At 46.1% G+C, this 15,044-nt stretch carries 10 protein-coding genes; all 10 read left to right on the top strand.

Features of this window, described 5'->3' with window-relative positions:
* Positions 1-352: 352 nt before the first annotated feature.
* The 10 genes from pcrA (at position 353) to DSOL_RS16000 (ending at position 14,998) form a co-directional block, all read left to right on the top strand.
* On the top strand, positions 353-2,623 hold the full coding sequence (pcrA, locus tag DSOL_RS16045) for a DNA helicase PcrA (RefSeq protein ID WP_075365844.1): 2,271 nt from the start codon (positions 353-355) through the stop codon (positions 2,621-2,623).
* Between the two features lie 57 nt (positions 2,624-2,680).
* Positions 2,681-3,613: a manganese-dependent inorganic pyrophosphatase gene (locus DSOL_RS16040; RefSeq protein WP_075365843.1), complete on the top strand. Its 933-nt coding sequence runs from the start codon at positions 2,681-2,683 to the stop codon at positions 3,611-3,613.
* Positions 3,614-3,732: 119 nt separating this feature from the next.
* Positions 3,733-5,709: an NAD-dependent DNA ligase LigA gene (gene ligA, locus DSOL_RS16035; protein WP_075365842.1), complete on the top strand. Its 1,977-nt coding sequence runs from the start codon at positions 3,733-3,735 to the stop codon at positions 5,707-5,709.
* A gap of 171 nt (positions 5,710-5,880) precedes the next feature.
* A complete protein-coding gene (gene gatC, locus DSOL_RS16030) occupies positions 5,881-6,165 on the top strand; it encodes an Asp-tRNA(Asn)/Glu-tRNA(Gln) amidotransferase subunit GatC (RefSeq protein WP_075365841.1) in 285 nt (94 codons plus the stop codon).
* A gap of 21 nt (positions 6,166-6,186) precedes the next feature.
* Complete coding sequence (gene gatA, locus DSOL_RS16025; protein WP_075365840.1) at positions 6,187-7,677, top strand: Asp-tRNA(Asn)/Glu-tRNA(Gln) amidotransferase subunit GatA; 1,491 nt, start codon at positions 6,187-6,189, stop codon at positions 7,675-7,677.
* Positions 7,664-9,112 (top strand): Asp-tRNA(Asn)/Glu-tRNA(Gln) amidotransferase subunit GatB, encoded by a 1,449-nt coding sequence (gatB, locus tag DSOL_RS16020; RefSeq protein WP_075365839.1) that lies wholly within the window; start codon positions 7,664-7,666, stop codon positions 9,110-9,112. Before gatA ends, gatB begins: the two co-directional genes overlap by 14 nt.
* A 310-nt stretch (positions 9,113-9,422) precedes the next feature.
* Complete coding sequence (gene nifV / locus DSOL_RS16015) at positions 9,423-10,553, top strand: homocitrate synthase (protein WP_075365838.1); 1,131 nt, start codon at positions 9,423-9,425, stop codon at positions 10,551-10,553.
* Between the two features lie 74 nt (positions 10,554-10,627).
* Positions 10,628-11,629 (top strand): isocitrate/isopropylmalate dehydrogenase family protein, encoded by a 1,002-nt coding sequence (locus tag DSOL_RS16010; protein WP_075365837.1) that lies wholly within the window; start codon positions 10,628-10,630, stop codon positions 11,627-11,629.
* A 354-nt stretch (positions 11,630-11,983) separates the two neighbouring features.
* The gene (locus tag DSOL_RS16005) at positions 11,984-13,411 is read left to right on the top strand and encodes a sigma-54 interaction domain-containing protein (RefSeq protein WP_075365836.1); all 1,428 of its coding nucleotides are present in this window, start codon (positions 11,984-11,986) and stop codon (positions 13,409-13,411) included.
* 330 nt (positions 13,412-13,741) lie between these two features.
* The gene (locus DSOL_RS16000) at positions 13,742-14,998 is read left to right on the top strand and encodes a thiolase C-terminal domain-containing protein (protein ID WP_075365835.1); all 1,257 of its coding nucleotides are present in this window, start codon (positions 13,742-13,744) and stop codon (positions 14,996-14,998) included.
* The last annotated feature ends 46 nt before the right edge of the window (positions 14,999-15,044 follow it).

The raw sequence follows: 15,044 nt of genomic DNA, 5'->3' as shown, positions 1-15,044 counted from the left end.
GAAGGGAATGTCTCCATTAACCTTATTTATATTACTTCGATAATATTTCTGAGAGTGATCTTGCTATATTTGATCCAACTTCGGCTGAATTCATCCCCTTTTGGGTATATCTCCCCGCTTTTTCTCCTGAAGACAGGAATAAATAGGTTTCTTTCCAATGCAGCTTGAGTTATTGTTGAAGAAATCGGTAAAATGACCGTATAATAGGGGTTACACTATAGTAACCGTCGCTATTAGGTATAGTTAATCATTATTGTGACCCCTCGAAGCTAAGGGGGGCGCTTGCAAATCGAGCAACAGTAGGGCGTAGTGTATGTTATAATATGTACAAGAAGTGAGGTGGAGTGGTTTAATGTATCGGTTGGACGATTTGAATCCAGTACAGCGGGAGGCTGCTGAGCATAAAGAAGGGCCGCTTCTAATTCTTGCCGGTGCAGGATCTGGAAAGACACGGGTTCTCACCTATAGAATTGCCCATTTAATTGCTCAGGGAATAGAACCCAGTGAGATATTAGCGATTACCTTTACGAATAAAGCGGCGAAAGAGATGCGGGAGCGAGTGGCCACCTTGCTGGGCAGTGAGGGGTATGGACTCTGGGTCACTACTTTTCACTCGGCATGTGTCCGTATTCTGAGACGTGAAATTGATAATTTACCAGGGTATACTAAGAATTTCGTCATTTATGATACTGGGGATCAACAGTCGTTACTCAAAGCGTGTTTAAAAGAATACAATTATGATGAAAAGAAATTCCCAGTGCGCAGTGTGGCGGCCGTCATTAGTGATGCCAAAAACAAACTTCAAGATCCTGAAGAATTTTCCTATAAGGCTTCTAGTTATTTTGAACAAAAGATTGTGGATATTTATCGTTCTTACCAGAAACGACTCAAGAGCAATAATGCTCTTGATTTTGATGATATTATCATGCTCACGGTTCAGCTCTTTCAGCAAAGCGACCATGTCTATCGATATTATCAGGATAAATTCCGCTATATTATGGTGGATGAGTACCAAGATACGAACCATGCGCAGTATATGCTGATTAAACTTTTAGCAAGTGAATATCGGAATCTCTGCGTGGTTGGCGATGATGATCAATCGGTCTATGGATGGCGCGGGGCTGATATCCAAAATATTCTTGATTTTGAGCGGGATTATCCGGAAGCGAAAGTCATCAAACTCGAACAAAATTATCGTTCGACACAAAAGATCCTCAATGCGGCTAATGCAGTGGTCAGGAATAACGAATCACGTAAAGAGAAGTCGCTCTGGACTGAAAACTCGGAGGGACAGTCTGTCGTGTGTTATGTAGGGTCTGATGAGCGAGATGAGGCTGGCTATGTCGTCGAACGAATTCAACGGTTGCACGAGCTGGAAGGACGCCCCTTTAATGATTTTGCCATTCTTTATCGGACGAATGCTCAGTCGCGGGCTCTTGAGGAGCGTCTTATGAAGGCTGCTACGCCGTATCGTGTTTTCTCAGGATTGAAGTTCTACCAGCGCTTGGAAATCAAAGACATCCTAGCCTATTTAAGAGTCTTGTATAATCCAGCGGATCAAGTGAGTTTTGCCCGTGTGCTTAATGTGCCGAAACGCGGCCTAGGGGACAGCACCCTGCAAAAGATTTTAGAATATGCCGATGAACAAGGAATGCCTGTACTAGACGCCATTCTGGAGGCTGAGTATATTCCTGAATTGTCGACACGAGCTAAGAAACCGTTAATAGGCTTTGCCCAAACGATGCATGGCTTGGTAAACTTTGCACGAGAGGCAAGTGTTTCAGACCTGGTGGAAGAGATTCTGAACAAGACGGGGTACAAAGCGATCCTTGGGGCGGAAAACACACCGGAAGCGGAGACGCGTCTGGAAAACCTGTTGGAGTTCCTATCCGTAACCGCTGAGTATGATGCTAAAGCAGCTCAAGCCGCGCAAAATGCCTTAAACGATGGGTCTGAAGAGGAAGAGTTTGTTCCGGGCTTGAGCGGATTCTTAGAACAGGTTTCTTTGGTTGCCGATATTGATGAATTAGACCAAGCGGAGGAAGCCGTGGCTTTGATGACGATGCATAGTGCGAAGGGTTTAGAATTCCCGGTCGTTTTTGTGGTTGGGATGGAAGATGGGATTTTTCCCAGTAGCCGTTCACTCATGGAGCCGACCGTTTTAGAGGAAGAACGCCGACTTTGTTATGTTGCTATCACTCGGGCGAGGGAGAAACTCTACCTGTGTAATGCAGAAATGCGAATGCTTTATGGTAAGACGCAGTATAATCAACCCTCGCGCTTTTTAGAGGAAATTCCGTCAGAGTTAATGACGGAGATTGACCCTCTTGATCCACCAAAACGTCGGCCAAATACTTCACTCAAGCCAGCCCGACAACGGAACGCGTCTTCTGACCGCACGATTCCGTTGGGTTCAGGGTCGTGGGAAAAAGATTTTGGGAGTACTCTGGTCATTAAAGGGGGTGAGGCGCATCATATAGGAGAAAAAGTGGAACACGCGACGTTTGGTCGAGGGATTATTGTCTCCATTAAGGGAGAGGGAAATCAAGCGGAACTGACAATTGTTTTTGACGGTGGAATCAAGAAATTAATTGCGGAGTATGCCAAGTTAACGAAACTGTGACATTTTTTATCCATGGTGCATTTTGAAATTTAGGAAAAGAAAGGTTTAGGTGTAATTATGTCAGATAAAATTTATGTTGTTGGTCACAAAAGCCCAGATACAGATTCAGTTTGCTCAGCGATTGCATTGGCTCGTTTAAAAGAACTTACGGGGACTGCCAATGTTGTTCCATGCTCAGCAGGGAAGCTCAATAAAGAGACTGAATATGTGCTCAATTATTATGGAGTTGCTATTCCTGAGGTATTGGCGTCTGTAGAGGCTAAACAAAAATTGATTCTCGTCGACCACAATGAGTATGGACAAGCGGTTGCTGGCGCAGATCAAGCTCAACTCGTGCAAATTGTTGACCATCACAAAGTGGGTGGATTTCAAACTGCAGAACCCCTATATGTTCGTATTGAGCCTGTTGGTTCTACATGTACCATCGTGGCGCAAGCATACAAGGAAGCCGGCTTAGTTCCTGAAAAACCAATCGCGGGAATTTTACTCGCAGCTATTCTCTCCGATACTGTCATCTTTAAATCTCCAACTTGCACTGAGTTGGATAAGACGATCGCTGCTGAACTCGCCGCTATTGCTGGAGTTGAGCCGAAAACCTTCGGTATCGACATGTTCAAAGCATCTTCCAACATTGCAGAGCGTACCCCACAAAGCATGATTGAAGAAGATCTTAAGGCCTTCACCATGGGTCCTCACAAAATCGGTGTTGGACAAGTAAGTTTGATGGGTATGGATGGATTTGAAGACGTTCGGGCAAACTTAACAGCAGCAATTGAGGCACATCGAGTTGCTCAAGATATGCGTTATCTCTGCTTGATGATAACGGACATTTTAACAGACACCACAGAGCTGATCGTAAAAGGGGATAACCCAGAAGAAGTAGCTAAGGCCTTTGGCAAAGAAATTGTCAATGGAAGCGTTGATCTGCCGGGCGTTCTTTCCCGTAAAAAGCAAGTCGTACCACAAATGACGACATATTTCCAAGGTTAATTTCGTACCTAGTAATGAACAAACGATTTAATAAGTAGTATCATGGGAATCATAGTATTGATGATTAAATTTGATAAGGCTCATGAGCCAGGGAAAAGACGGGGAACGGAGGGATTTCAGTGCAGGATGAATTCGAGCGCATAGCAACGCTTCGTAAGGAACTAGAAGACGCTAATAAGCAGTATTATGTACTTGACCAGCCACGCATCACGGATGCGGAATACGATGCTTTCATGCGTGAGCTTCTGGACTTGGAAGCCAAGCATCCAAGCTGGGTTACTCCGGATTCTCCGACTCAACGGGTTGGGGGAGAGGTGGCCAAAGAGTACACTAAAGTACGGCATTTGGAACCTCTCCTTAGTTTGGATAATGCGTTTTCCCCAGGTGATTTACGAGAGTTTGACCGACGCGTACGCCAGGTGGCCGCCTCGGTTGATTATGTCGTCGAACTCAAAATCGACGGCTTGACGGTCGCCTTAACCTATGAAGAGGGACTTATGGTACGTGGGGCAACTCGGGGAGATGGTTCTGTAGGAGAAGATATCACCGCTAATGTCAAAACGGTGGGCTCTATTCCTTTGCGCTTAAACCATACGGTTCCGAAGTTAAGTGTCCGGGGAGAAGGGTATATGCCCAAAGCCTCGTTTGCTCGTTTGAATCGAGAAAGGGAAGAAGATGGGATGCCTACGTTTGCCAATCCTCGTAATGCAGCGGCTGGTTCTTTGCGTCAATTGAACTCCCGCATCACGGCCGAACGGAAGTTGGAATATTTCGCCTACCAAGTGTTGGCAGCAAAAGAACTGGGCCTACATAATCAAACAGAGGTTCTCACATATTTGAAACAGCAGGGATTTGTCGTAAATCCTGAGTATAAGGTTTTTAGTGATATTGAAGAAATCATCGCTTATTGTGAAGGAATGGCTTCAGAGCGTCACCGTTTTTCGTATGATATTGACGGTCTGGTAATTAAAGTGAATGAGTTCGCTCTTCAAGAGGAATTAGGTTTTACAGCGAAGAGTCCTCGTTGGGCGATTTCTTATAAATTTCCAGCGGAACAGGTTGAAACAGTCGTCGAGGACATCATCATTCGGGTGGGACGTACAGGTGTCTTGACGCCTACTGCCGTCCTACAACCTGTGTTAGTGGCAGGTTCCACTGTGAGCCGTGCGACACTACATAATCTGGATAACATCCGGGAAAAGGATATCCACATCGGAGATCATGTGCTCTTACATAAGGCTGGGGATGTGATTCCGGAGGTTGTCCGAGTGCTGCCTGAGAAACGCACCGGAGAGGAAAAGGTTTTTGAAATGCCTAACCTTTGCCCGGAATGTCAGAGTCCAGTTAATCAGGAAGAAGGGGAAGTTGCGTATCGCTGTCAGAGTATCACCTGTCCAGCACGACAACGAGAGGGGATTATACACTTTGTCTCGCGAGATGCCATGGCCATCGACGGGTTAGGTCCTGCTGTCATTCAACAACTCCTTGATGCCGGGTTGATTAAGGATGCTGCGGATTTATACTCTTTAACGTTTGAAGAGCTTACTCCTATAGAGCGGATGGGGAAAAAATCCGCGGAGAATCTACTTAAAGCGATCCAAGAGAGCAAAGAACGTGGGTTGGCTCCGTTAATCTTTTCCTTGGGTATCCATCACGTCGGGGAAAAGGCAGGGAAGGTCTTAGCCCAGACATTTGGCTCGATGGATCAACTGTTAATGGCGACGTTGGAAGAACTGCAAGCGATTCCGGACGTCGGACCGACCATGGCGGCAAGTCTGATGCAGTTTTTTGGTCTGGAAAGTACGGCGCGTTTTCTGGCTAAATTGCGTGAAGCTGGCGTGAACATGACAGCTGCAGAATCGTCTAAGCCTCAAATTTTTGCTGGGAAAAGCATTGTTGTCACTGGGTCTTTAGAGCACTGGGAGCGGCGGGAGATTGAAACGCTCATCGAAGAGTGCGGGGGCAAAGCGGCCAGCAGCGTCAGTAAAAAAACGGCTTTCGTCGTTGCGGGAGAGAAAGCCGGATCAAAGCTCGTGAAAGCACAAGGTCTGGGAATACCGATTTTGACCGAAGAGGAATTTGAACAGTTGCTTTAAGGAAGCAGAGGGACGGTTCTCGTGCTTCCTCTAATCATGTGTAATGCTCAACAGTCAGGATACTTGGCGGTTGAGCATTTTTACGCGTGGACTTGCATCTATTGCCCCGATCTCCCATATTTGCTATGATAGAAGGTAAAGCAACAAACTACCCAAAGGAAGGTGAATAAGTTGACAATTTCACGTGAAGACGTTGAATACGTAGCAGCATTGGCACGCCTAGAGTTGACTGAACAGGAAACTCAAGAATATACAGAACAACTTAACTCCATTTTAGATTATGCGGCCATGTTAGAGCGCTTAGACACGGATAATGTGGTGCCTACGGCTCATGCTGTTCCTTTGCACAATGTATTGCGCCAGGATCAAGTGAGACCCTCGATTAATCATGAAAAAGCTTTAAGAAATGCCCCAGATGGGGAAGAGGGTTTCTTTAGGGTACCTAAAATAGTCTAGCCTAGAAAGGAGGTTGCAGAAATGGCAACAAGGGATATAGAAAAATCAATCAGCGAACTACACGAGCTTCTCGTTCATAAAGATGTCAGCTCCACTGAGTTGACGAATGCCTACATAGATCGCATTCATAATGTTGATCCAGACTTACAAGCGTATTTGACGGTTTTAGAAGATCAGGCGTTAGCCCAAGCAGCAGAGGTTGATAGCAAGATTGCTCAGGGCGAAGTTCTCAGTTCATTAGAGGGAATTCCAATGGCCATGAAAGATAACATGTGCACGGAGGGCGTTCGCACAAGCTGCGCTTCAAAGATGTTGGAAAATTTTATTCCTCCCTATAATGCCACCGTAACAGACCGCTTGCGGGCTGCCGGAACGATTCTACTCGGTAAGCTAAATATGGATGAGTTTGCCATGGGTTCGTCAACTGAGAATTCTTATTTTGCAAAGACACGGAATCCCTGGGATATGGAGTATGTTCCTGGAGGATCATCTGGGGGAGCTGCAGTAGCTGTTGCGGCGGACGAGGCTGCTTTTGCCTTGGGGTCAGATACAGGGGGTTCCATCCGCCAACCGGCTGCGTTCTGTGGTGTGGTCGGAATGAAACCAACCTACGGAGCAGTCTCACGGTATGGTCTCATTGCGTATGCGTCCTCACTCGATCAGATTGGTCCGTTGACTAAAACCGTACGTGACAATGCCTTGGTGATGAATGCCATAGCCGGATATGATCCCAGGGATTCAACGTCTGTTCCCTACGAAAAACCGGATTATACAAAGTTCCTCGTCAATGACATCAAAGGCTTGAAGATCGGGATTCCCCGTGAATATTATGGTGAAGGCATAGATCCAGACGTTGCGAAAGGGATTCAGTCAGGGATTCGAACCCTTATTGATCTTGGCGCAGAAGTGGCTGAATGCTCATTACCTCATACGGAGTACGCCATACCTGCGTATTATCTGATTGCCACGGCCGAAGCAAGCTCCAATCTGGCTCGTTATGATGGCGTGCGCTATGGCTATCGGGCGGAAGCGGCTGATGTATTGGGTATGTTTAAAACTACCCGAGCTGAAGGATTTGGGCCGGAAGTGAAACGAAGGATTATGCTCGGAACTTATGCTCTAAGTTCAGGGTACTATGATGCTTATTATTTGAAAGCTCAGAAGGTCCGAACTTTGATTAAACAGGATTTTGATCAAGCGTTTGAAAAGTTTGATATTTTGCTCTCCCCGACGGCTCCGACTCCGGCCTTTAAGTTTGGAGAAAAATCAGCGAATCCTTTAGCGATGTATTTATCGGATATTACGACTGTTCCAATTAACCTAGCAGGTATTCCCGCCATTTCCATTCCAGCAGGATTTGTCAAGGGTTTGCCGATTGGTATGCAGCTAATGGGCAAAGCGTTTGATGAAGGGACGTTGTATCGAGCAGCTTATACCTTTGAGCAAACTACAAATTATCACACGTTAAAACCGAATCTTTCCGGGGAGGTGCTTGCGCGTGGTAGTCGCTGATAAATACGAAATGGTCTGTGGTCTAGAGGTTCATGTTGAACTCCAAACCAAGACGAAGATTTTCTGTGGTTGTACAACCGAGTTTGGGGGAGAACAAAACACGCATGTTTGCCCTGTGTGCCTTGGAATGCCCGGTGCGCTCCCAGTTGTTAACCGCGAAGTGGTCAACTACGCGATTAAAGCGGGTCTAGCGTTGAACTGTGAAATCGCGGAGTTTTCGAAATTCGATCGTAAAAACTACTTTTACCCAGATTTGTCGAAGAATTATCAGACATCCCAATTTGATTTGCCGATCTGTGGCAAGGGCGGGTTGGAGATTGAAGTCGACGGGGAGAAGAAGTGGATCGGGATCACTCGGGCGCATATGGAAGAAGATGCCGGTAAGCTCGTGCATAGCGGAGATACCATCTCAACCTCGATAGAGTCTTCAGTAGACTATAACCGAGCTGGGGTGCCGCTTTTGGAGATCGTTTCAGAACCTGATCTGCGCTCGATTCCGGAAGTCCTTGCTTATCTCGAACAATTAGTTCAGATTCTGGACTATACGGAAGTATCAGATTGTCGGTTGGAACAAGGTTCAGTACGCTTTGATGTCAATGTTTCACTTCGGCCGATCGGAGCGACGACCTTGGGAACTCGAACTGAGACGAAAAATCTAAATTCCTTTAGCTCCGTCCGGCGGTGCATGGAGTATGAAGTGGCTCGCCAAGCCCGAGTTTTAGATGCGGGAGAAGCCGTGGTTCAGGAAACACGTACTTGGGATGAGGGTAGGGGGATGACCTTAACCCTACGCTCCAAAGAGGAAGCGCATGATTATCGGTATTTTCCAGAACCCGACCTGGCTTCCCTAGTTATTGATCGTGAATGGGTGGAAAAAATCCGTAAAACTCTCCCCGAGCTTCCGATCGCCCGCCGAGCTCGGTTGCAGGGGTTGGGGCTCTCGGCCTATGATGCTGCCGTCATCACGCAAGGTAAAGCCATGGCGAACTTCTTTGATGAAGCCTTGTCTTACTACGGAGATGCCAAGACGTTGGCAAATTGGGTTATGGGAGATGTCACGCGCCTGCTTAACACAAATCAATGTAGTGTGGCCGATTCTCCAATTTCGGCCAAACAATTGGCAGACCTCCTTGGACTCATGGACAAAGGTACTCTCAGCGGCAAGATCGCTAAAGGCGTGCTGGAAGAAATGTATAGCACGGGTAAGGATGCAGGCACTATTGTGAAGGAAAAAGGGCTTGCTCAGATTAGTGATGAAGGAGCATTGCTGGGGATTATTGACGGCGTGATTGCCGCTAATCCACAATCCGTGGAGGACTACCGAGCAGGAAAAGATCGAGCGATCGGGTTTCTTGTTGGCCAGATCATGAAAGCCACCAAGGGACAGGCTAATCCGGGTCTCGTCAATCAGTTGTTAAAACAGAAATTAACGTAATACATTGAGAAGCGTAAAGATGGCCTAACCTTTGGGTTAATTCTGCCGAAGGTTAGGCCATTTTATAGTTATTCCAGCACCCATCCAGAGTGCCAGCTAGAAGAAGTGGATATAGTAACTTGGTTATGTTCGGTTAGATCGCGAAGTCTGTGACGCAGTAAAAGTAATGCATAATTATACTGAACTATTAGAAGTATACAGTATAAGCAAACGGACATCCTTCAAACCTGAGGAGGATTGTGCTACTATAGATAGTAAATGTTACTTCATATTGTAGAGTAATTTTTTGAAAGAAGAGGGGTGTGTCTGATTGAGACATTTAACGATTGTAGATACTACGTTGCGTGATGGGGAACAAACGGCCGGTGTTGTCTTTTCCAATCAAGAAAAATTGCGCATCGCTCGTTTGCTCGATGAACTTGGCGTCCAACAGATTGAAGCTGGGGTTCCGGTCATGGGCGGAGATGAAAAGCAAGCCATTAGCGATATTGTTAAATTAGGTTTAAAAGCGAGTATTATGGGCTGGAATCGCGCGGTAATATCGGATATTGAATCATCCTTGGCTTGTGGTGTGGATGCGGTGGCAATTTCTATTTCCACCTCAGATATTCATATTGAGCATAAACTCATGACCACTCGTGATGATGTTCTAGAACGGATGATTAAGGCAACGACCTTTGCAAAACGAGAAGGAATGTATATTTCGGTTAATGCGGAAGATGCTTCTCGATCCGATATGGATTTTCTCGTGCAATTTGCCAAAGAAGCTAAAATAGCGGGCGCCAGTCGGATACGTTATTGTGATACCGTGGGGATTTTGGACCCCTTCACAACGTATGATCGTATTAAAACTCTGATTGAAAAAGCGGGAATAGATGTCGAAATGCATACTCATGATGATTTTGGCATGGCAACAGCTAATGCTCTAGCGGGAGTGAAGGCCGGAGCGACACATGTAGGGGTAACCGTGAATGGATTGGGTGAACGGGCCGGTAATGCAGCTTTAGAGGAAGTCGTAATGGCCTTAAAACACTTATTAGATACAGATTTAAGCTTTGCGACGGAACGCTTTGTAGAAGTTTCTGAATATGTCGCCCGGGCTTCGGGTCGGATGCTACCCCCTTGGAAATCAATTGTTGGAAGTAATATGTTTGCGCATGAATCTGGGATCCATGCTGATGGAGCATTAAAAAATCCTAAAACGTATGAAGCATTTAGCCCAGAAGATGTAGGACTCGAACGGCAAATTGTGATTGGAAAACACTCAGGAACAGCATCTATTAAGGCTAAATTTCTACTTGAGTATGGTAAAGAAATGTCGGATGAAGATGCTGAAGAAATGTTGGCACGGGTCAGAGCGTTAGCCGTGGACATGAAGCGCTCGCTCTTTGACAAGGAACTCGTTTACATTTATGGCGACATGTTGAAGCAGCGGGGTTAGTTAGTGGAGAAATAGTTAAGTAACTAAAAAGGCGGCAAGAGCCGTCTTTTTGTTAACGAAGGGGAGTACAGTTAATGCCTATTAAAGTAACCTTGATCCCGGGAGACGGGATTGGCCCAGAAGTCAGTACCGCTGCACAGAATGTGATCACCGCTAGTCGCGCTCCGATTGATTGGGAAGTCGTAGAAGCAGGAGAAGCGTGTATTGCCGAGTATGGCACTCCCTTGCCGGAGTATGTTCTTGAAACCATTCGACGCAACAAGGTAGCTCTAAAAGGACCCATCACAACTCCTGTGGGGAAAGGCTTTCGCAGTGTTAATGTTGCCCTGCGACAACAATTACAACTATATGCCAATGTACGTCACTTGAGAAACTTGCCGAATGTTCCTTCTCGGTACCTTGATGTTGATATTGTAGTTGTTCGGGAAAATACTGAGGATCTCTACGCAGGGATAGAGCACATGGTTGGCCGGAATGCCGCCGAAAGTATCAAAATTATCACCCGTGAAGCGACAGAGCGCATCGGGCGATATGCCTTTGAATTAGCCCGTAGGGAAGAGCGTAAACGAGTGACGATTGTCCATAAAGCTAATATCATGAAATTAAGTGATGGTCTTTTTCTTGAAAGTGTGAGATCTGTGGCTCGGGATTACCCGGAGATCGAGTGTGATGACAAGATTGTCGATGCCATGTGTATGAATCTAGTGCAAATACCCGAGCAGTTTGATGTTTTAGTCCTACCTAATCTTTATGGGGATATTGTTTCAGATCTCGTCGCCGGATTAGTTGGCGGGCTTGGTGTAGCTCCGGGGGCGAATATCGGGGAAATAGGAGCGGTTTTTGAGGCTGTTCATGGTAGTGCACCTCAGATAGCAGGCAAGAATCTAGCTAATCCACTTGCCATGATTCTTTCTGGTGTGGAAATGCTTAAATATCTCGGCTTTGTGGAAGAAGCCAAGAGAGTTGAAAAAGGGATCGAACATGTTTTGAGGCAAAGGGATTATATTACTCCGGATTTAGGCGGGGAGGCTGGAACCCAGGAGATGGCGACTGCCATTATTGAAGCTATGGCTTAAATCAAGGATCATCCCTAGTTAACTGATTTCAATCAAAAGTTGTTTGATTTTAGATATTATGCCTGTACTATAAAATGGTATGGGCTTTTCTTATGCCTATAATCATTTAATAAGTTATTTCGTGGATATATTGACGGAAAAAAAGGGTGTTCAGCAAGACTTTGCTTGGAGGAAGAGCATAATGGCCAAAAAGATCAGAATATTCTTCCAATTAAGTAAATAATAAGATAGTATGAACATATATAGAATTATGAAGTGAAGCAAAGTGAGTCAATACCATCAAAATTTAAGAGTTCAGATTCAAATAAAACGATTTTGGCACTGCAGGTTTGATGGAGTAGGGGGTATAAAGAGATGAGCGGAAATATGGGGATAACGTTTCGGGTTATGATAAACTCAATTAGCGATGGCATCTATATATGCAATTCCCAAGGATACTGTATTGCTCATAATGACGCTTTCCTGCGTATCACGGGTATCCCTATAGATGTCGTGGGGCGGCACGTAAAAACGCTCATAGACGATAACTTGATATCGGATTCCGCAACTCTTGAAGTTATACGCAGTGGACAGCGTGTGTCTAAAGTAATTTCTTATCCTAGTGGTTGCGAGGCCTTGGTAACCGGTAATCCGTCTTTCGATGAAGAGGGCAATTTGATCAACGTGGTGTGCGAGGTGCGTGACTTAAGCGAGCTGAGTACCTTGAAGGATGAATTAAAATATTCTAACCAGCTTAACAAGCAATACCGAGAGATCCTAAAAAACTATGATCCTACTTCAGTCAATTCCTCCCAGAAAATAACCACTCGCGACCCCAAAATGCGAAGCATCTTGGATGAGCTGCCCAGGATCGGGGATTCTGACGCAACAGTGCTAATTCATGGTGAGTCTGGGGTTGGAAAAGGCTTAATTGCCTCACTGCTTCACGAGCATAGTAACCGTAGTATTAAAGGAAAGTTCATAAAGGTGGACTGCAGTGCCATTCCTTCATCATTGATCGAATCTGAATTATTCGGCTATGAGGGGGGGGCATTCACAGGGGCAAGACGAGAGGGCAAGGCAGGGTTGTTGGATAAAGCCAACCACGGTACAGCCTTCTTGGACGAGATCGGCGAGTTACCCCTGTTTCTCCAGGTAAAACTGCTGAGTGTTTTACAGGACCATAAAATACTGCGCGTCGGAGGAAACACGCCTCTATCGATGGACATTCGGTTCGTGTGTGCAACCAACCGAGACCTAGAGAAGATGGTGGATGAGGGGACTTTTCGTAAGGATCTCTTTTACAGGCTTAATGTGATACCTGTCGTTATTCCGCCTCTGCGGGAACGAAAAGAGGATATTTTTATGCTTACGTTGTCTTTTTTGGATAAGTTTTGTCAAAAGTATCATCGTAGTCTGAGTTTTGTCCCGGAAGCGATGGACAGCCTATACGAATACTCTTGGCCTGGCAATGTGCGAGAACTGGAAAATGTCGTGGAACGATTAGTCGTACTTAGTCAGACCGGTTTAATTGAGAAAGCAGATTTGCCTGAGAAGATCCGGCGGGCAAATCAGGCTGTTGTTCTGCCGGAAATCGATCTTATACGTCGTAAAGAACGGAAAATAATCCCGCTGAAAGCGGCGGTGGCAGCAACTGAACGGCAATCGATTGAGCGCGCTCTCCAGCAAAATATTAACCTTGGTTCGGCCGCTCAAGCTCTCAGTATCGACATCTCAACCCTTCTGCGCAAATGCAAAAAGCTGGGGATTACGCGGGCTGCAGCGTCGGCAGAAATGCGCTGAATAGGTAACTTTGCCTGGGCTAAATTGCCTAGGTCCTCAGCCGAAATGCGATAGCAATTAGTCTCCGACCTGATACTTGTAGGCTCAGACAACATTTCAGAATATTCATTAATGTGGCACAACTCTTGCTCTATATAACCCTTAGAAGCAGGAAGGGGGTGCCATATTTTTATTCTGGTGTTATTTCATGTCATCTTTGACATCTCGAAGGTAAACTCAGCTTCTTCAAGAGCAAGGGCCTGATGAACCTGTTTTAGATGGTGGTTGAAAACTAAATAAAGCAAAGGCTTAATTGAACTCACAAATCCAATAGGTATGAGGAGGAGAACTATGAGACCAGTGTATATGGTGTCCGGCGGCATCACAAAATTCGCCAAGTCCACACCAAAAAAGGACTTCCGTTATATGGCCAAAGAGTCGTTTGATCAGGCTATGGACGATATACCAAACTTGAACCTAGAACAGATTGACGGCTCAGTCGTCGCTTATTTTTCGGATCACTTTACCCGTCAATTGATGGCAGGGATTATGGTCCAAGATTATTTGGGACTTACCCCAAAGCCTTCCAAACGAGTCGAGTCTGGAGGAGCTACGGGAGGAATGTGCTTTCAAACAGCCTGGGAGGCTATTGCCAGTGGACGGATGAACGTCTGTGCCGCGGTTGGCTTTGAAACCATGTCCCATGTGAATACCTGGAAGGGAAATGAGTTTATCGCCCTAGCGTCAGATGTCAACTTTGATTACCCCGTCGGTGGGTTTTACACGGGCTATTACGCAATGATGGTCAAACGGCATATGCATGAATTCGGTACCACGGAGCGGCAACTTGCGGCGGTCTCAGTTAAGAATCATGGCAACGCACTGCATAATCCCTATGCCCAGTTCCCAGCGGAACTAACGATCGAAGATGTCCTCAACTCCGAAATGGTAGCCGATCCCTTGAAACGGTTAGATATATGTGTCATGTCGGATGGGGCGGCTACGGCCATCTTAGCTTCAGAAGAAATGGCTTTTAAGTTAACGGATAAACCCATTCTGATCAGCGGCGTGGGCACGGGAACAGATGCTATGCGTTTGTCGGATCGGCCCTCGCGTGAAGTCATCCTTCTTAACCACGAACGTGCAGAGGATTATAAAGACCTGAAATACCCAGGGGTCCATTCCTTCAGGGGTGGCCGAGTTGCAGCGAAAGAAGCTTATAAAATGGCTGGGATCGAAAACCCGCTGGAGCAGCTTGATTTCGTGGAGCTTCATGACGCTTTTACCTCTTCGGAAATTCAAACCTATGAAGATTTAGGTTTGTGCAAATATGGAGACGGTGGAAAATTCGTAGAATCGGGAGCAGCCAATGTCAACGGAAAGATGCCGGTGAATCCTTCAGGCGGACTATTAGCCTGTGGTCATCCGGTGGGAGCAACGGGCTTGATGCAATCCGTCTTTGCCCTCTGGCAGTTGCAGGGGACCATCGGAGAACATTTCGGCGGGGATGATACTCTGCAAATCAAAAACGCCAAACGAGGTTTGATTCACAGCCATGCTGGGACGGGGACTTACATTACCTGTAGTATTCTCGAGAGGGGGTTCTAAACCATGAGTGAAAAGAAGGTATCAATGCCCGTTAAGATGGAAGAAG

Source organism: Desulfosporosinus metallidurans (assembly GCF_001936615.1).
GTDB lineage: Bacteria > Bacillota > Desulfitobacteriia > Desulfitobacteriales > Desulfitobacteriaceae > Desulfosporosinus > Desulfosporosinus metallidurans.
The sequence above is the reverse complement of the archived record's forward strand: the minus strand, read 5'-3'. Positions and strand labels throughout refer to the sequence as shown.

Excerpts from the sequence above, each read along its gene's own strand:
- DSOL_RS16010 (WP_075365837.1), top strand. The coding sequence starts at position 10,628 with ATGCCTATTAAAGTAACCTTGATCCCGGGAGACGGGATTGGCCCAGAA.
- gatA (WP_075365840.1), top strand. The coding sequence starts at position 6,187 with ATGGCAACAAGGGATATAGAAAAATCAATCAGCGAACTACACGAGCTT.
- DSOL_RS16005 (WP_075365836.1), top strand. The coding sequence starts at position 11,984 with ATGAGCGGAAATATGGGGATAACGTTTCGGGTTATGATAAACTCAATT.
- DSOL_RS16000 (WP_075365835.1), top strand. The coding sequence starts at position 13,742 with ATGAGACCAGTGTATATGGTGTCCGGCGGCATCACAAAATTCGCCAAG.
- DSOL_RS16040 (WP_075365843.1), top strand. The coding sequence starts at position 2,681 with ATGTCAGATAAAATTTATGTTGTTGGTCACAAAAGCCCAGATACAGAT.
- pcrA (WP_075365844.1), top strand. The coding sequence starts at position 353 with ATGTATCGGTTGGACGATTTGAATCCAGTACAGCGGGAGGCTGCTGAG.